The organism is Alsobacter sp. (genome assembly GCF_059501845.1).
This window is the reverse complement of the sequence record NZ_JCACDK010000008.1, coordinates 82,505-98,135: the sequence shown is the minus strand read 5'-3', so window position 1 is coordinate 98,135 and position 15,631 is coordinate 82,505. Positions and strand designations below refer to the sequence as shown.

At 64.7% G+C, this 15,631-nt stretch carries 32 protein-coding genes; 16 read left to right on the top strand and 16 right to left on the bottom strand.

What is annotated here, in order from left to right; all coding sequences use genetic code 11:
• Positions 1-486 precede the first annotated feature (486 nt).
• The 16 genes from AC5JCN_RS06990 (at position 487) to AC5JCN_RS06915 (ending at position 7,006) form a co-directional block, all read left to right on the top strand.
• The gene (locus tag AC5JCN_RS06990; RefSeq protein ID WP_495754310.1) at positions 487-924 is read left to right on the top strand and encodes a hypothetical protein; all 438 of its coding nucleotides are present in this window, start codon (positions 487-489) and stop codon (positions 922-924) included.
• Between the two features lie 20 nt (positions 925-944).
• Positions 945-1,337, top strand: a complete 393-nt coding sequence (locus AC5JCN_RS06985) for a hypothetical protein (RefSeq protein ID WP_495754309.1) — start codon at positions 945-947, stop codon at positions 1,335-1,337.
• Between the two features lie 90 nt (positions 1,338-1,427).
• A complete protein-coding gene (dnaN, locus tag AC5JCN_RS06980) occupies positions 1,428-2,531 on the top strand; it encodes a DNA polymerase III subunit beta (protein WP_495754308.1) in 1,104 nt (367 codons plus the stop codon).
• A 125-nt stretch (positions 2,532-2,656) separates the two neighbouring features.
• Complete coding sequence (locus AC5JCN_RS06975; protein WP_495754307.1) at positions 2,657-2,893, top strand: hypothetical protein; 237 nt, start codon at positions 2,657-2,659, stop codon at positions 2,891-2,893.
• A gap of 257 nt (positions 2,894-3,150) precedes the next feature.
• Positions 3,151-3,384: a hypothetical protein gene (locus AC5JCN_RS06970; protein WP_495754306.1), complete on the top strand. Its 234-nt coding sequence runs from the start codon at positions 3,151-3,153 to the stop codon at positions 3,382-3,384.
• 2 nt (positions 3,385-3,386) lie between these two features.
• Positions 3,387-3,728, top strand: a complete 342-nt coding sequence (locus AC5JCN_RS06965; protein WP_495754305.1) for a hypothetical protein — start codon at positions 3,387-3,389, stop codon at positions 3,726-3,728.
• A gap of 3 nt (positions 3,729-3,731) precedes the next feature.
• Positions 3,732-3,956 (top strand): hypothetical protein, encoded by a 225-nt coding sequence (locus tag AC5JCN_RS06960; protein ID WP_495754304.1) that lies wholly within the window; start codon positions 3,732-3,734, stop codon positions 3,954-3,956.
• Between the two features lie 45 nt (positions 3,957-4,001).
• Entirely contained in the window at positions 4,002-4,412 is a 411-nt protein-coding gene (locus AC5JCN_RS06955) for a hypothetical protein (RefSeq protein ID WP_495754303.1), read from the top strand.
• Between the two features lie 46 nt (positions 4,413-4,458).
• On the top strand, positions 4,459-4,662 hold the full coding sequence (locus AC5JCN_RS06950) for a hypothetical protein (protein ID WP_495754302.1): 204 nt from the start codon (positions 4,459-4,461) through the stop codon (positions 4,660-4,662).
• Between the two features lie 51 nt (positions 4,663-4,713).
• Complete coding sequence (locus AC5JCN_RS06945; RefSeq protein ID WP_495754301.1) at positions 4,714-5,055, top strand: hypothetical protein; 342 nt, start codon at positions 4,714-4,716, stop codon at positions 5,053-5,055.
• Positions 5,056-5,059: 4 nt separating this feature from the next.
• A complete protein-coding gene (locus AC5JCN_RS06940; RefSeq protein WP_495754300.1) occupies positions 5,060-5,341 on the top strand; it encodes a hypothetical protein in 282 nt (93 codons plus the stop codon).
• A complete protein-coding gene (locus AC5JCN_RS06935) occupies positions 5,334-5,627 on the top strand; it encodes an XkdD/Y8K6 family phage-associated protein (protein WP_495754299.1) in 294 nt (97 codons plus the stop codon). The genes AC5JCN_RS06940 and AC5JCN_RS06935 overlap by 8 nt, the downstream gene beginning before the upstream one ends.
• Positions 5,627-5,845 carry a hypothetical protein gene (locus AC5JCN_RS06930; protein ID WP_495754298.1) on the top strand — a complete coding sequence of 73 codons (219 nt, stop codon included), beginning with the start codon at positions 5,627-5,629 and terminating at the stop codon, positions 5,843-5,845. Before AC5JCN_RS06935 ends, AC5JCN_RS06930 begins: the two co-directional genes overlap by 1 nt.
• On the top strand, positions 5,845-6,057 hold the full coding sequence (locus AC5JCN_RS06925; protein ID WP_495754297.1) for a hypothetical protein: 213 nt from the start codon (positions 5,845-5,847) through the stop codon (positions 6,055-6,057). Before AC5JCN_RS06930 ends, AC5JCN_RS06925 begins: the two co-directional genes overlap by 1 nt.
• 1 nt (position 6,058) lies before the next feature.
• Positions 6,059-6,643, top strand: coding sequence for a hypothetical protein (locus AC5JCN_RS06920; protein WP_495754296.1), 585 nt, complete (start codon positions 6,059-6,061; stop codon positions 6,641-6,643).
• A gap of 3 nt (positions 6,644-6,646) precedes the next feature.
• Positions 6,647-7,006 (top strand): hypothetical protein, encoded by a 360-nt coding sequence (locus AC5JCN_RS06915; protein WP_495754295.1) that lies wholly within the window; start codon positions 6,647-6,649, stop codon positions 7,004-7,006.
• Position 7,007: 1 nt separating this feature from the next.
• On the opposite strand, the gene AC5JCN_RS06910 is transcribed toward AC5JCN_RS06915, so the two are convergent.
• From AC5JCN_RS06910 to AC5JCN_RS06835, 16 genes are read right to left on the bottom strand one after another with little or no spacing between them, the layout of a single operon-like run.
• The gene (locus tag AC5JCN_RS06910) at positions 7,008-7,709 is read right to left on the bottom strand and encodes a hypothetical protein (protein ID WP_495754294.1); all 702 of its coding nucleotides are present in this window, start codon (positions 7,707-7,709) and stop codon (positions 7,008-7,010) included.
• Positions 7,706-8,302 (bottom strand): hypothetical protein, encoded by a 597-nt coding sequence (locus tag AC5JCN_RS06905; RefSeq protein ID WP_495754293.1) that lies wholly within the window; start codon positions 8,300-8,302, stop codon positions 7,706-7,708. The genes AC5JCN_RS06910 and AC5JCN_RS06905 overlap by 4 nt, the downstream gene beginning before the upstream one ends.
• Positions 8,299-8,808 carry an HNH endonuclease gene (locus tag AC5JCN_RS06900; RefSeq protein WP_495754292.1) on the bottom strand — a complete coding sequence of 170 codons (510 nt, stop codon included), beginning with the start codon at positions 8,806-8,808 and terminating at the stop codon, positions 8,299-8,301. Before AC5JCN_RS06900 ends, AC5JCN_RS06905 begins: the two co-directional genes overlap by 4 nt.
• A complete protein-coding gene (locus AC5JCN_RS06895) occupies positions 8,808-10,220 on the bottom strand; it encodes a replicative DNA helicase (RefSeq protein ID WP_495754291.1) in 1,413 nt (470 codons plus the stop codon). Before AC5JCN_RS06895 ends, AC5JCN_RS06900 begins: the two co-directional genes overlap by 1 nt.
• Positions 10,217-10,423 carry a hypothetical protein gene (locus AC5JCN_RS06890; protein ID WP_495754290.1) on the bottom strand — a complete coding sequence of 69 codons (207 nt, stop codon included), beginning with the start codon at positions 10,421-10,423 and terminating at the stop codon, positions 10,217-10,219. The genes AC5JCN_RS06895 and AC5JCN_RS06890 overlap by 4 nt, the downstream gene beginning before the upstream one ends.
• Before the next feature lie 57 nt (positions 10,424-10,480).
• On the bottom strand, positions 10,481-10,933 hold the full coding sequence (gene ssb, locus AC5JCN_RS06885; RefSeq protein WP_495754289.1) for a single-stranded DNA-binding protein: 453 nt from the start codon (positions 10,931-10,933) through the stop codon (positions 10,481-10,483).
• On the bottom strand, positions 10,917-11,249 hold the full coding sequence (locus AC5JCN_RS06880; protein ID WP_495754288.1) for a hypothetical protein: 333 nt from the start codon (positions 11,247-11,249) through the stop codon (positions 10,917-10,919). The genes ssb and AC5JCN_RS06880 overlap by 17 nt, the downstream gene beginning before the upstream one ends.
• Positions 11,246-11,806, bottom strand: a complete 561-nt coding sequence (locus tag AC5JCN_RS06875; protein WP_495754287.1) for a hypothetical protein — start codon at positions 11,804-11,806, stop codon at positions 11,246-11,248. Before AC5JCN_RS06875 ends, AC5JCN_RS06880 begins: the two co-directional genes overlap by 4 nt.
• A gap of 16 nt (positions 11,807-11,822) precedes the next feature.
• Positions 11,823-12,293 (bottom strand): hypothetical protein, encoded by a 471-nt coding sequence (locus AC5JCN_RS06870; protein WP_495754286.1) that lies wholly within the window; start codon positions 12,291-12,293, stop codon positions 11,823-11,825.
• Between the two features lies 1 nt (position 12,294).
• Complete coding sequence (locus tag AC5JCN_RS06865) at positions 12,295-12,594, bottom strand: hypothetical protein (RefSeq protein WP_495754285.1); 300 nt, start codon at positions 12,592-12,594, stop codon at positions 12,295-12,297.
• Positions 12,561-12,725, bottom strand: a complete 165-nt coding sequence (locus tag AC5JCN_RS06860) for a hypothetical protein (RefSeq protein WP_495754284.1) — start codon at positions 12,723-12,725, stop codon at positions 12,561-12,563. Before AC5JCN_RS06860 ends, AC5JCN_RS06865 begins: the two co-directional genes overlap by 34 nt.
• The gene (locus AC5JCN_RS06855; RefSeq protein ID WP_495754283.1) at positions 12,694-13,332 is read right to left on the bottom strand and encodes a hypothetical protein; all 639 of its coding nucleotides are present in this window, start codon (positions 13,330-13,332) and stop codon (positions 12,694-12,696) included. Before AC5JCN_RS06855 ends, AC5JCN_RS06860 begins: the two co-directional genes overlap by 32 nt.
• 2 nt (positions 13,333-13,334) lie before the next feature.
• A complete protein-coding gene (locus AC5JCN_RS06850; RefSeq protein WP_495754282.1) occupies positions 13,335-13,973 on the bottom strand; it encodes a hypothetical protein in 639 nt (212 codons plus the stop codon).
• Complete coding sequence (locus AC5JCN_RS06845; protein ID WP_495754281.1) at positions 13,933-14,838, bottom strand: ParB N-terminal domain-containing protein; 906 nt, start codon at positions 14,836-14,838, stop codon at positions 13,933-13,935. The genes AC5JCN_RS06850 and AC5JCN_RS06845 overlap by 41 nt, the downstream gene beginning before the upstream one ends.
• On the bottom strand, positions 14,835-15,260 hold the full coding sequence (locus AC5JCN_RS06840) for a hypothetical protein (protein ID WP_495754280.1): 426 nt from the start codon (positions 15,258-15,260) through the stop codon (positions 14,835-14,837). The genes AC5JCN_RS06845 and AC5JCN_RS06840 overlap by 4 nt, the downstream gene beginning before the upstream one ends.
• On the bottom strand, positions 15,257-15,598 hold the full coding sequence (locus AC5JCN_RS06835) for a helix-turn-helix domain-containing protein (protein WP_495754279.1): 342 nt from the start codon (positions 15,596-15,598) through the stop codon (positions 15,257-15,259). The genes AC5JCN_RS06840 and AC5JCN_RS06835 overlap by 4 nt, the downstream gene beginning before the upstream one ends.
• Between the last annotated feature and the right edge of the window lie 33 nt (positions 15,599-15,631).

Below are 15,631 nucleotides of genomic sequence, written 5' to 3'. Positions count from 1 at the left end.
ACATGGATTGCTCCGACTTTGGGCCGGAGCCGCATTGTCCCGTGCTTTGGGCCAACACGGAAATAGGCAAGCGGCGGCCGGTTCCGTTCGGCGAGGTCATGGATTTGGACCCGGACGCGTGAGGGCCGGACGGGAGGGCCGCTCCGGCGCCCTCCCGGACCGTGCGCGGGCCGCTCCGGCCGCCGGGCATGAACCGGCCGCCGGACCGTCCTACGGGCGGAGACTGCAAACCATTGCCCGGCATGCCCGGGCGGATCGATGGAGTCCGACCATGCGACGGCGCAAGGTTCGCAACGCGGCGCTTAGTGAAGCCCTCCGGAGCCTATTGGACGGGCGGACGTGGCGCCGTCATCCGGAGCCGTTCGCCAAGTCGCGGCGCGGACGGGAAAGGCGAGACGCGCGCCGTTTCGTCGTGTCCGCCAAGTCCGCCGCACTCGCCTAGCAATCCCTTGCCCGGCATGCCCGGGCACAAAAAAGGAGTCGACGATGGAGCTTCACAGCATCAACGCGGAACAAGGGCTTTACGTGCTCCGCTCCGGCAACGGGTTTTCCTGCTACGGGTTCGCCGTGGCGGAGCGCAAGCGGCGCGCCGTGCTCGAATGGATTGGCGAGATAGTCGTCCCGTGGGAACCGGGCACGGCAGAGCATTTCGCCGCCTTCAATGACGCTATGACGCGCGGCGCGGAGCATGCCCGGCGGACCGGCAAACGGTGCCCGGCGGACTTGGACTCCCGCCTTGCGGGACTGGAAGGCCAACGCGTCGAAGCAATCCACCCTGACGGAACCCGGGAACGGTTCTATGTCGGAAAGTCAACCGGGTGGCTCCCGTGCCATCTCGCCATTGCCACCCGGCGGAGCACGGGCGGCCCTGCCGTCTACCTGCCGCCCGGCGCCATCGTGCGGCCGGTGGGCGGCCGCCTCTAAACACCTCAAGGAGTCGTCACATGGCGAGCGCCTACACTGAAAACGCGTTGATGCTTTGGGAAGCGATGCTGTCGGTTGACCGCATCCGCGAGGACGCCCCGCCGCCGGGTTTCCGGGAGTGGTGGGAACGGGAGGGAACCTCTGTCGTCCGCAGTTGGGCGGCCGGTCGCGGCGCGTGGCTCGAGTCCGTGTGGGTTGCCCTCAACCGCCTCGATACAGAGGAGGTGATTGTGGGGTGTCTCTCCTTCGATTGGGAAGTCGTGCCCGCCATCCTCTGGCATATCGAATGGAGCGACGACGTTCCGACCCTGCCCACACCCGCGAAGCTCGCGCGCGCCCTCATTGACGCGGAGGCGGCCCGTCAGAAGGAAGTCATCGCACAGCAAACCACTGCCACAACTCCAAAGCGGTAGCAGCCAAACGCTTGCAAAACCACGCGATTCTGCTACTCTAAACACCTCGCCGCCCGGCCTGTCCGGGCTCAAAACAGGAGACCGAACCACATGCACAGTGCTGTCATCTCGCGCGCCGACTTCAACGGCGCCCTTGCCTTCGCGAAGCGCGCGGTGGAGCGGAAGCACACGTTTCCGATCCTGACCCATGCCCGATTGAGGGCGGACGGCGACGCCCTCGCCGTTGTCACAACCGACCTTGACCGCGAGGTGACCGTCCGGGTTCCGGCCGCCGTCGATCCAGGATTCGACACGACGCTTCCGGCACATCTCCTCGCGGACATGGTTAAGAAGTCGAAGGCGTCCATGCTCGCCATGGATGCGACCGATCCGGACTCCGTGCGGCTCGACTTCGCCGGGACCGTGGCGACGGTGAAGGCCATCGCGCCAACGGACTTCCCGGCCCTGCCCTTCGACGGCGAGCCGGTCCGCTTCTCCATCCAGTCGGACGTGCTCCACGACGCGTTGCAGAGCGTGGCGTTTGCCATCTCGACCGAGGAAACCCGCTACTACCTCAACGGCGTCTATCTGCATGCCTACTACGGGCGGCTGCACGTCGTGGCGACGGACGGGCACCGCCTCGCGCTCTGGCGCGGAGACCTCCCGGAGGCCGCCGCAGACATGCCCGGCGTCATCCTCCCTGCCGCAACGGTCCACGACGTGATCGCGCTGATAGGCAAGCGCAAGCCGCCCGTGCCCGTGTCCGTCGCCATCTCGGAGACGCGCGCCGACTTCACGGCCGGGAACGTGACCATTCGGTCGAAGCTCATCGACGGCAGATATCCGGACTATCAGCGCGTCATTCCGACCGATCGCACCCGCATGCTCCGGGTGAGCACGGAAGCCCTCGCGGAGACGGTGGCGGCCGTGACGCCCGTCCTGTTGCGCGGGCGCGGTTGCGCCGTCCGGCTGGAGGTCGAAGCCGACATGCTTCGCCTGACCTTCCGCGATCCGGACAACGGCGAACTGTCCGGGACGGTGCCGGTCTACACCAACGAATGGTCACACGTGACCGGGTTCAACGCTCGTTATGTGGGCGACATCCTGAAGGTCATGGGTGAGCGCGTCACCATCTTCCAGACCGATCCGGGCTCCCCGGCCGTGATCGAAAGCGACGGCGCCGTGTTCGCCGTGCTGATGCCGATGCGCGTGTAGCAACGCGTTGGAGGGCGGCGCCAACGTCGGGCTGCTAACCAAGTTTCCCGCGCGCCGCCCTCCCCTGCTCCCGTTTTTCGACGTTTCCCGCCCGGTCTGTCCGGGCTGAAAGAGGAGATACGACCGTGACCACACTCAAAGAACTGGACCTGCTGCGGCGCCTCATTGGCACGCAAGACCTGCAAGGGCTGGCCGACATGCGCGAGATTGTCGCCAGCGTGACCGGCGACACAATGGCCGCCGCCGCCGCCCTCCGCCTCGCCTTCGACTTTGTGGGCAAGCACTCGCCCGGCAACCCGTACCTGACCGAGCCGGGCAAGACCATTGCCGCCGTGCTGGCCAAGATCGACGGGGAGGGCTGACGAATGGAAGCCCCTGACGCCCTGTTGGCCATCCAGCAACTCATGGACGGCGTGGAATGGTCCCCCGACACGCTCGACGCCATCGCCGAAATCATGGTCGCAGCGGGAGACGCTGCGGAACATGCTGGCCGCGAGCGACGCCAACGATGGCGACAGCCTCCTCAACGGACTGGAACAGGCCCGCACTATCATCGCTGAGATCGACGATAAGTGACAACCCATTGCCCGGCGTGACCGGGCTGAGAAGGAGACACACCATGGCACAACCAAACGTCACCGAACTGATCGTGGACGACCGCTCCAAAGGCTCGCGGCACGTCACCGGCACCATGAAGGTGGACGGCAAGCGCTACGACTTCGAGGTCAACGACGCGGGCGGCATCCGCCTCTGGCTGCACGTCCGGCCGTTCGTGAAGCGGCGCCTTCCTCTCGGCCACCGCATCGACCTGCAAGCCATCGCGCTGGGCGCGGTGAAGAAGGTGGAGGGCTGAGCATGACCAAGTTTTTCACATGGTTGGACGACGTGTGCCGCAAGGCCAAAAAGAGCAAGCCCGGCAAGGTGCTAATGGCGGCGGGCTTCACGGTCTATCACACGGGAGGCGGTTGCCTTGCGTGGCGCAAGGACTACCCGGGCAAGGTCTATGTCCTGCTGACTGACGACGTCGACGGCGCCAACCTCAATCTGGACGAGTCCGACGACTGGCTCATCGGCATCTACCGGGATGACGACGTCGACGGTGAGCCGCTGATCGAAGACGCGACAGCCGAGACGGTCGCGGGCGCCATCAAGGCTGCTGACGAGGCGGTCGCCAAACACACAGCAAAGGAGGGCTGAGCGATGGCCAAGAAGCGCACCGCCGACACCCGCGACCTCGCGATCCTGATCCGCGACATGCTGCACACCGACGTCGAGTTCGAATGCTTCGACTGGAGTGACGAGGATGCCCGGTTCCTGCACTGCGAGCGCAGCATCGCCTTCATCGACGCAAGCGACCCGTCGAACCTGACCATCGGGCTGGACGATAATTCTCTCTTCAAGGTGACCGTCACCCGGATCGGCTGACCACACCCCGCCCGGCGTGACCGGGCCAACCCTGGAGGACAACCAATGGCTGAGTACACCGTCGAATACACCTTCCTCGTGCCTCACTACGTCCACGAGACATTCGAGGCACCGGACAAGGCCGCCGCCATCGCCGAGGCGAAGCGGAAGCTGGATGCCGACGACATCGGCTGGAACAACCAAGAAGCCGACTACGACAACACCCGCGCCACCGTCATCACCGGCATGTGGGAGAGCGACGAGGCGTATAGGGGGGCCGAGATCGACGTGCCCGACTCCGGTCACCCGGAGGAGATCATCATCCCGCAACTCGTTGAGACGATCCGCGACCTCTCTGCGGCGCTTCGCAATGCGTGCGGCGAGACAGAGGCAACCCGCGCCGACAGGAAGGCACGGCTCAAGACTGCCGACCTCGCACTCCATCTCGTGCAGGAGATCGAGGGCCGCACCCGCTGACTTCACCCCCGCCCCGATCCCTGGGGCCCACCATAGGAGACCGACCATGAAGACGTTTTTTGGCATCTGCGGATCAGTGGCGCTCATCATCGCCATGGTCCTGTTCCTCTACTCCTCGCTCTATTGGGCGAACGCGCACAATGCCGAGTCCATCGGCGTCGGCACGTCAACCTATGCCGCTGTTCAGTGGCTTCAGGTCATCGCCGTGACGCTGTTCGCCACCTTCTGCGTGACAGTTGCTCGCGACTGATCCCCTCACCATCCGCCCCGTCTGACGGGGCCAAACGACTGGAGACCCATCATGAAGAAACTCGTTGTGCTGTGCGCCGCCGCTACCCTCGCCGCGTGCGCCAAGTCGCCGGAGTCCATCTCTCCGGCCTACGTATCCGAGGTCGGATACCGGACCTGGACCTGCCAGCAGCTTGGCGAGGAGAGCCAGAGGCTTTCCGCCGCCCTCGCCAACGCCTCGACCCGGCAGGAGCAGGCGAGGACGAACGACGCCGTGGGCATCCTCCTGATCGGCATCCCCGTCTCGTCCATGAGTGGCGACAACATTGCGCCTGAGATCGCCCGGCTGAAGGGCGAAACCGAGGCCATACGGAAGACGATGTTCTTCAAGCGCTGCACCGGCGGGGAGGGCTGATGCCATGCCGAAGAAGACCTACCCCGACCGCGCCCTCGAAACCCGCCTCCGCGAGCGCGGCGCGACCGTGCTCTGCCTCTGGGAGTTGCGCGGGCCGAAGAACACCAGCGTCGCATGGATCACCTGCTATTCGGTCCACGCCCCTGACGGCAGATACAGCGGCATCATCATCGTCGAGACTTTCAAGGACGGCGGCTGGCTCGACTTCAAGGCATCCGAGACCGCCGACATCAACGCCACGTTGGACACCTACGCGCCGAAGAAGGAGATCAACACCAATGGCTGAGCACACCCAGGGCCCGTGGCGCGTCGGGCCGACCCAGCAAGAGCCGCATGGCATCCAGAGCGTGCTGATCCTCGCGGGCGAAGACGCCGTTCGGTTCGGCGTCGCGAAGGTCGCCATCATCGACTTCCGGGACGCGGAGCAGGCTACGGCGAACGCCAACCTGATAGCCGCCGCGCCGGACCTGCTGGAGGCGCTGCACGACCTGCTTGCGCGCCCGACCGATGGCGCTGCACGAGAACGTGCCCGAGCCGCCGTCGCCAAGGCTACTGAAGTGGAGGGCGTGTGATGCCCCGCCTCACCAAGCCTCTCCTCGAAGCCATGCTCGCCGCCCTCAACGCCGCTCTTGCGGGCGAGGGGTTCGAGGGCGGCGACTTCGACGGTCTGGACCGCAAGCACTTCGAGAGAGCCCAAGATTGGGTGTTCAACCGGATCGTCCGGCGTTCTGCCGAAAAGGACGACAGTACCGTCGTCGTGCCTGCGCCCGTCAAAGCGGAGGGCCGCTGATGGGCCGCATGAGACCGGCCCAGGCCGCCGCCTTCCACCGACGCGCGAGAGTGATCCGCGTGTCGGCGGACATGGAACAAGCCCTGCGCGGCCTCCTGGCCGCGTGGGACGCCTGCAACGAAGACGTCGGCTGGGAGCCTCTCAACAACGAACCGCTCTGGGACGGCGTTCGCCGCATCCTGGCCGAGATCGACAGTAACGAAAGGAGATGACATGAACATCGCGACGCCCCGGGCCACGGGGCACACTCAGGAGATCGACATGGACGAGCGCCCGAGCGACGTCACCCCGAACGATCTGCGCGCCATGCGCATCAGGATCGGTCTCGACCGGCATGAGCTTGCCCAGCTGCTGAAGCTGAATGGCCGCGCCGACATCTTCGAGCAGCTGGAGAGAGGCCGCAAATGGACGCTGTACCAGAACCACCGCGACGTGCTGGTAAGGCTCTGTCGCGAGTTCGATGAGCTTCTGGACGAGGCCATCGCCCAGCCCGTTCCGCCGGTCTTCGTCGTCTACCCGAACGATGGCGCCTATCGCGACTACGAGCCGGCGCTGTGCAAGCGCCTGCCCTTCAACTCGATGTATCGCATGCTGATCGCCCGCTGGCGTGAGTCGGTAACGGAGAACGACATCGGGCCTCCGCAGTGCGTCGAGATCATCCCCGGCAAGTACACCGACTGGCTCGCTCAGATCGGCGCCGAGGACCGCCGCGAGGCCCGGGAGAAGTGGTGCCTGAACTACATGGCCGTCTACAAGATCAAGCCCGGCAATCCCGTCGCCGGCCAGCCGGAGGATTGACCCATGGCGAAGTTCGGCAACCGCTACATCGAAGACCCGTCCATCGCTCAGTGCGCCGCTCTGGAGTACGAGCGCTTGTGGAGCAGGATCGAGGCCGGCGTCGACGAGGGCGAGCCATTCTTCGTCGCCCGAGAGAAGGTGCTGGCTCTGGAGATCCCCGTCATCTCCAAGCGCTACGGAAAGGTGGTGGGCGACCGCGTGTCCAAGGCGATACAGCAGACGCCACTCAGCGAATGCTCGACCTTCGACACGAGCTACCTGCGCATGGAGTATGAGGCGCGTCTTCAGGAGCGAGGCGGCAAGCTGACGTTCATGGACAAGATCGCGTTCAAGTTCGCGATCTGCGGCATGCCGCTCTGGTGATCTAGCCGAAGAAGAAGCGGGCGGTCTCGTCGAGGGCCGCCCGAAACTTCTTCATGACGGTGCGCGGGTTGCGACCCCATTGCTCCGCCTCGCAGCATTGACGGATCGACCTGCCATTGATGCAGACGGCCTCCATGATGAGGACGGCATTGGGCTCCACCTGCTTGCGGTAGCTGTCCACCCGGGCGACGACCGACATGGCCGAGACGGATATGTCCGGCATCCTGCCCCCGTCCACCCTCTCCCCGTACTCGATAGCGCGTCCGCCGATGCGGCTGTGAGCCTCCCAGAGGGCAATGAACTCGTTGGCCGCGTCGTACTGCACATCGTCGATCTCGCCGCGCCGGAGCATGCGCTGGACAGGATCTTTCACGGCGTTGCGGAAGCCCTGGCCCTCCGCGGCCGCGGACGACTCGTTCAACGTCTTGTCCGGGAAGAAGGCAGGAGGCGAGCCTTCGTAGCCTGCCTTGGGATCGAGCCCGAGGGCCCTGTAGACCACGCGCTGGAAACGCTTGGCATCCTTGCCCGTCTTCCCAATAGCCTCCAGGCGCTGATCCTCCAGAGCCTTCAGGTAGGCAGCGTGCCTCTGCTCTTCCTCCCGCCGGCGACGGTCCCGAAGGCTCTCGCGCCCGACGATCTCCGCGACCTCTCCGGAAACTCGACCACCGCGCTTGGCCCGCCTGATCCGGTCTGCCTTCGTCATGCTCCGAACTCCTTGAGGACGTCCGCAGGCACGCGACATCCGGGTTGTCCTGGCTCCGGCCCGAGGGAGTAGACCCACGTCCGGTTAGCGCGCCATGACCGCATCGCCGCTTTCCACATATCTTCGCTCGCGCTGTCTACCGCCTTCGTCTCGAACAACGTTGGATCATCTGGCAAGCGCTTGCCGAGTTTCGACGCCTCGCGCCGCGCCCATCCCTGCCACGTGAGGGACCAGTCCACCATCCGCTTGCCGGTGGAGCGCCAATAGATCTCGAAGTCCTTGGCGATCTTGCGCACTTGACCCTCGGTCAGGCCGAGGTCGATGCCATACATCCCGTCCTTCCGGGACAGCTTCCAGTCGGCCGGCAACCGCGTGGCGCGCGCGTCACGCTCCGCCTTGCCCTTCTTCTTCGGCGCCACGGTCGCCCTGATCTCGTCGACGACCATGCCCGCCAGGTCCACGTCGATCTCCAGCAGAGACGCGATCTCGATGGGCTCCTTGTGCTCGTCCATCATGGCCGCGACGGCGATGACGACGACACGCTCGGTATTCAGACCCCGAGCGATGCTGAGCAACGAAGGGTCGTACTTCATGGGTCGAACCTCACAAACTCCTTGTGGAGGTCGCGGGCGGCCGCGACGCGGATCGCTATGGCCTCATCCTTGGTCGCGTACCGGCCGAGATGGATGCCGTTGATCCGGGCTTCCCACTTGCCTCGCGACTTGTCGAAGTAGACGCCCTTGAACCCGGAGTTCGCGAGCCGCTTCTTCCTAGGCGCGGTGTTCGCGTTGTTCTGGCTTCTCGTCGCCAGACGAAGGTTCGTGAGGCGATTGTCATCTCTGCGGCAGTTCACATGGTCGATGTCGCCATCGGGAACCACACCGTAGACCCAGACCCAGATCACCCGATGGACACGATACTTGCGGCCATCGATTTGAACGTTCAGGTAGCCGTTGCGGAGATTCGATCCTACGGCTTTGCCGACCGACGCATTTGGGGATCGAAATGCGCGCCGAGTGAGGACTCCGGTCCCAGGATCGTAATCGAACAGCTGCCGCAGCCGCGCTTGTGACGGCATCGTCTCGTTGGTGATGTGCATCAGATCATCGCCTTCGATGAGGCGTGGGCGAACTTGACATCGCAATGCAGTTGCACCGCGCGCTTGGCCCCAAGCCTGTTCTTCACGAATCCGAGTTCGAGATCATGCTGCTTCGAAAGATAAAGGGACGCTGCCCCCTCTTCGCCACGGCGGTACTCAGGAGTCTCCTCGATATAGAATGCTTCCCGATAGAGCATGCCAATGACGTCAGCACTCTCTTCGATTTCACCTGACCCACGGATGTCGCCCGCGTTCGGCCTCTTGTCGTCCCGGCTCTCCACACCACGATTCAGCTGGGAGAACATGACGACACAGATGCCCAGGCGCTTGGCCATCTCCTTGCCGGCGCGGGCGACCTCGCCCAACGCCTCGACTCGGCTCTCTCGCGAGCCACGCGCGGCCTTCACGATCTGGAGGTAGTCGATGAAGACGACGCCGAGCTTGATGCCCTTGCGCGCCATGCGGTCCATCTCCATCCGGGTCCGGATCTCGATGTCCGCCATGTTCAATCCGTTGGCGTCGTCGATGCGCAGCGGGAGATTGCGAACCTCGTCGCGGGCCTCGAAGACCCACTCGATCTCCTGCTCATTCACCCACCCGTTCAAGACGTTGACGTAGGGCACGCGCTTGCCGTCGCGGAACAGGTGGTCGGAGATGATGCGAGCGCCGCACTCGCGGTCATCAAGCTCGAGCGAGTAGACGAGGACACCGGCGCCCTTCATCGCCGCCGACAGGGCCGTGGAGGTCATGAACAGGCTCTTGCCCATGCCAGGACGGGCGGCGATCACGATGAGCCTCTTGGGCACGAAGCCGCCGCCGATCGCCTTGTCGACGTCTGGCAGGCCCGTGGACGGGCAGTCGGCGGCCTCCTTCTGGTACTTGGCTGCGCTCTCGGCGAAGACGTCACCGGCGATCTCGTCGATGCCACGCGCGCCCTGATGCTCCTGACCACGAGTTGCCTCGTGAATGGCCTCCAGCGCCTTCCTGGCGATGCCCTCCGGCTCGGTCTCGATCGACGCCGCGAACGACTCCTCCTGCATGTCCTGCGAGATCGAGATCAGCCGGCGCCGCATGGAGAGATCGCGCACCACCCGGGCGTATGTGTCGAGGTTGTGCGGCACGCCGGCATGGGACAGGAGACGCGCCAGGTAGCCCTTGTAGGTCACGCCTTGCGCGAGCTCGCCATCGGGCAAGTGATGGTGGAGCGTGACCGGCGTGGCGCTCATGCCCTTGCCGACGGTCTGCCTGATCATTTCGAACAGCCGCCGATGGATCTCCTCGTGGAAGTCCTCCGCCTTGAGGATCCCGGAGACGCGCCCAACGAGGTCGTTGCGCATCATCAGGAGGCCGAGGAGCTCTTGCTCGGTCTCCACGTTCGCCGGGACGGTGCGGTACTCCCTGTCGTCATTCATGGCCGCTTGCGCTCCAAGCAGATGATCTTGTTCACCGCCACGTGGCTCAGCCCGAAGAAGCTGCCGAGCTTGGTGGAGGTCCAACGGAAGGCGAGGTAGACGGCCCGGACTGCGGCATGGCGGGCCCTGATGGCCTGCCGTGTCCTGGATCCGCGATAGACGTGGACCGGGTCGATCCCGATCTCACGGCAGACGCTTGCCACGAGCACTTCCGCCCGCTCGCGAGGCGTGCTAATTACACTCATCACTAAGTGCTTGATTCAGAACGGGATGTCGTCGTCGAGGTCGCTCTTACGCGATCCGCCGCCGCTGTCGCGGTCCTTCGTCGTTCCGTAGCTGTCAGGGTCGTCCGCCGGCGGAGGCCGGTTGCCCTCCAGCTTGTCCAGCAGCACGAGCTCGCCCCGGAACTTCTGAAGCACGATCTCGGTGGTGTAGCGGTCGGACCCGTCCTGGGCCTGCCACTTCCGCGTCTGGAGCTTTCCGGAGACGAACACCTTCGATCCCTTGCGCAAGAAGCGCTCGATCACAGAGCAGAGCCCCTCGTTGAAGCAGACGACGCTATGCCAGTCCGTGTGCTCCTTCTTCTCGCCATCCTTCGTCGTCCACTTCTCGGTGGTGGCCACCCTGAAGCTGGCGATCGGATCTCCGCTATTGGTCCGGCGATGCTCTGGGTCCGCGCCCAGATGGCCGATGATCTCAGCGCGATTCAACATTGGAAGCCCCCTCATCGGCGCCATCGAGCACGACGGCGACCAGGTTCTCGAGTGCGATGGTGCGCAGCAATTCGCTGGCGAGCTCGGTTGCGGTCATGCCGCGCGCCGAGGCGGCGTTGGAGAAGAGCATCAGACCGATACCCGTAACGTGGAAGTCGAAGGTGGAGCCCACCTTCGACATGTTCTGCGACCCGTAGTGCTTCTCGATGATCAGGCGGATCGTGCCGGCGGAGGCCTCACCCTCCATCAGCTTCCAGATCTCGGCGGGTGTGAACCCTCGGGCGTGGTAGCCCAGGACGCGCTCGGTGGTGGTCATGCGACACCTCCCACCATCGCATCGACCGTGCGCTGCGCTGCGATCTTGGGAGCCCAGATCGAACAGGCGTAATCCCAGATCGCCACCGCGTCGGCGGCGTCATCGCCCTTCACGTCATGCCCCAGCTGCTTGCAGCGTGACATGACGGCCCGCTTCGATTCCGAACGGCCACCCTTGAAGGTGCGCTGCCCGACGAAGTGCTTGCGGACGTCCTGGACGTTGACCTGCCGGATCAGGGTGACGCCGCGTTCAAGAGACGCTTCCTCGATGATCGCGCAGAGCCCGAAGGCAAGGTAGACGGTGTCAGCGTTGGCGCCGATCCTGCTCATCACCCCGATATTGAGCGGCGCCTCGAAGCACACGGCATAGGGCGTATCGAGCGCGGTCATGTCCATGAACCACGCACGAAGTCCGCGGAACTTCTCCCCGGGAGTGGCCCCGCTGAGGCCGAGTTTCACGCTGCCGAACCGCAGCTTCTCGCCCGGTCGTGCGATTGCCCAGCCAGTCGAGGAGGCGAGGTCGAGCGTGAGGATCGGGCCCTTGTTCCATTCGGCCATCAGCGGAGCCCTCCGGTCAGTGAACGCCGGCGGATTCGACCGCCTTCTGGAGGTCGGTGCCGGAGATGCCCTTGCCCTTCTTCGGCTTGTCAGCCGGAGGCGCAGGAGGCTCGGGTGCCGCAGCGTCGAAGGGATCGACCTCGTCGTTGGTGGCTGCCGTCTTCTTCGCGGCTGCCTGCTCCTTCGGCGTGCCGAAAAGCGTCTCCTCCTCGGTCCATCCCATCGCATCGAACGCGGAGAGGATGTCCTCGACGATGGTGGTGCGCTTCGCCGGCTCCATTCGCTGCAAGGTGGCCGTCAGCGTCACGGCCCGCTTGTCTAAACCCGTGGCCTCGACCGCCTGGTTGGTCGCCTGCCCGGCCATGCCGTTGCGCTCTTTGGCATCGGCCTTCAGCCGAACGATGTCGGTGATCCAGCGCCGGAAGCTGTCCGGGCTAAGCTCGACCGCGCCCTTTTCCGCCTCGCCCGCCTTCAATGTCTTTGCCATCTCATGTCCCTTTCGTGATCCGGGTGCGGATCGACGACGGCGGCACCCGGTCCGCGGCCTCGTCGGCGAGTTGGTAGAGGAGGCGGGCGGCTTCCTCTGGTCCGAAGGACACGCGGAGGTAGGTCGCGTAAGCCTTCATTGATGCCACCGCGAAGGCCTTGGCGAGCCAGGGATAGGCGTCCTGGATGGCCTGCATGCCGTGCAGTGTCTGGTTCATGGTGAGGTGGTCGACCATGTCGAGTTCGAGAATCGTGGCCTTGCGCTCCATCACGAGGCCCTGGCCAGCAGGAGCAGCGCGCAAGCCTCGCTCTCGTGGATCCCGAGGATCTTTCCGATGTCGTATGTGTCGTGCTTGTTGCCCCAGAGCAGCAGCGCCTTGCGCGCGTGCTGAGCCCGCCACTCAGGCGTCCGCCTCGGGTGATGGTGCGACATCCTCTCGACCGACTTCAGCCCCCTGCGATACATTTGCCCCCTCCTTCCAATCGAACCAGCGGACGACCGTCTCGCCGATCCAAGCCGCATCCCAGACGAACCACGCGTGGGCGACCTTCGAGGTCGAACGCGGGCCTTCCCATCCTTGTCTGTGCATCATCGGGAGCCTCCGGGAGGACACCCACACGCGTGCCGGCGGCTGACGCTGGAACCACTCGAAGCGGCCGGTCCCTTCGAGGAAGGGCAGCCGCAGCAACATCGCGACGTAGGGCGCGACCTGGAGCGCGCGGACCACGAAGCACCTGGCGAGCTTGTAGGGCGGGTTCGTCACCACCCCTGGCACCGCCGTCAGTCCATGGGTCCGGAGGAAGTCGACCCCGGAGTAGCTGTCTGGACAGCCCCACTCGTTGAGGTCGGACGCCACCACACGGAACCCTGCCTCGCGGAGCGGGAGCACGATGGCTCCGTCCCCGCATGCCGGCTCGAGGATCACCTTCGGGAGGTGATCGGCCTCCAGCCGGATCAGGGAGACGACGGCTTCACGCGGCGTGAAGTAGGCGTCGTCTCCCCGTTCCTCATGGGCGTGCTGGATCCGGCCGTAGGCCACGCTTACCTGCGAGCCTTCCGCTCGGCGGTTTCAGCCGCATAGGCTTCCATCAGCGACACGCCAGGTCCGTACTTTGCCAGCGCGGCAAGACCGTCACCGAAGATGTTGATCTTCTCGGCAGCGCGGTTGGACTTTGCCTGCTCCAGGTCGCGGAACGTGTTGAAGGCGATCGTCAGTTCGGTGTCTTCCGCGGTCTCTGAAAGCACGTAGACGAAGCGCTCCTCACCGTCAGCCAGAGGCGGCGCCCCCGGCGTGGCGAGCTTGTCCGTACGGATCAGTGGGCCGAGGCTCTTGAACAACGCTTCGATGGGCGCTTCGAGATCGCGGCGGGCCCGCATCTTTGACATCTGATATAGAAGGCGGATCACGTACTGCCGGCGTGCCTTCGGTCCGAATTCTTCCATGAGCTCCGGGTCGATGATGCAGCCATCCTGCTCGAACTCCTCGATCTTGAGATTGAGGACTTCCACCGCCTTGGTCGCGCACAGCTGGATCCCATGAGTCAGCCCAAGAATGTTCGTCGGAGGCCGCCCCTTCTTCCGCTTCCTGAAGTTGCTGACCGTCTTGAACTCTTCAGCAAGAGCCTCGCGAAACTCCTTCTTAGAGATGACCCTTTTTGGTGTTGGCTTTTCCCAGAGCATTGTTCTCGTACTCCTCGATAATGTCGTGGATGGCAACTCTTGCCTTTTTGGCCCACTCTATGAGCCGCGTCTTGGAAGGATCCTTGCCGTACACCTTCCAGAACTCTTTGCCCGTTATCTGGACATGGTCGAATGTGTTGAGGGCGTGCGTAATCGCGAGCGCGCGATCTTCGATCTTCGAGTGCTCGAAGGTGCCGAGCTCGTCTGCCGTCATCCCCGCATCCGCGGCGGCGACCTGCTGCTCGATCTCAGTCGGAGTCGGGATGCGCTCGACGCCGAGCTTGACGACATTGCTCGGCGGCTCTGTCGTCGGTGCCTCGGCCGGCTTCGCTGCCGTCGGCAGCACCGTGACGTTGGAGGCGGGCTGCTCCGGCGCGGCGGCGGGCTTGGGCGCCTTCGGCTTGCGAGGCTTCGTCGGGCGAGCCTTGCCGTCCTTGCCGGTGGTCTTGGTCAACTGGTCAATTTGACCAGTTGAGGCGAGCCCATCCCGGGCAGCGATGACGGTGTTGTGGCTGACTCCGAGCTTCTCTGCGACTACCCGGTTCGCCTGCCCTGGGTTCTCCCGAAGCTCGTCCTCAATCATCTTCCGCTTGTCGGCGGTCTTGAGATGCCGGCGGTTCATGTTGAGCCGGCGGGCCTGCGAGCGGCGGGCGACGTCGTCGGAGTATGGACGAACGACCCTCGGCCAGTCCTTTAAGCCGAGCTCCTCACACGCCCTGACGCGGTGGTGACCGTCGATGATGTTGCCGTCCTGATCGTACTCGACGGCGACCTGGACGCCGTGGTCCTTGATGTCGGCCTTCAGGGCTTCGTAGTCGGCCGGCGCGAGATCCGGCGCAACTTGGTAGGGCGCGCGGTCGTTCAAGGCTTCCTCCTCTGGTTGGCGATCTCCGCCTTGACCTCATGGACCGGGAGGCCCATGGCCTCCGCGATCTCGTGCGGGTTGTTCCCAATCCTGCGCATCGTCTGGAGCCAGCGGAGCTCGTAGGGAGACCAGACTCGCGGGCCCCGCACGGGCGCTCCTGGCACGCCGACGGTGTTGGGAGCCGGCTCGGGCTCCTTCGGCATCGGGACAGGGTCCACGGGCTTGGTGACCGGCCTGGCGGGCTTGTCGACCTTGCGGCGCAGGTCACCCGGCGGGTGGTGCTTCGCGTCGTCCAGGATCACGTCGCAGACGATTGCGGAGCAGATCTCCTCGGGCTTCCTGCCCGCGTCCGCGCACATGCGGTCGAGCAAGATGCCGACGTGGTTCGGCAGCCGGATCCCAACCCGCCGAATGCCTGTCACCCGAGCGCCTCGAGTTCGGCCTCGACGGCCCGCAGGCTGTCTTGCAGCGGCCGAATCGTCTTCATCTTCGCCTCGAGCTCGTCCCGCTTCTTGCGGGCTTCAAGCTCGAGCTCCTGGCGCCGGATCCTGGTGGTATCCGGCTCGGAGAAGAGAAGCTCGTCCGACCACGGTAGACCGAGATCGATCGCAGCGCGGCGAAGTCCCACCACGTTTTTCAGCGTGAGGGTCGCTCCGCGTTCCCATTTGGAGACGGTGGACTGGTTGACGCCCACTGCCTTGGCGAACTCTTTCTGATCCATCTGGAAGATGGTCAGCCTGATGTGCTTGATGGTGCTCATGGTAAACGCATATAGGCGCCTACCTCATTTGCG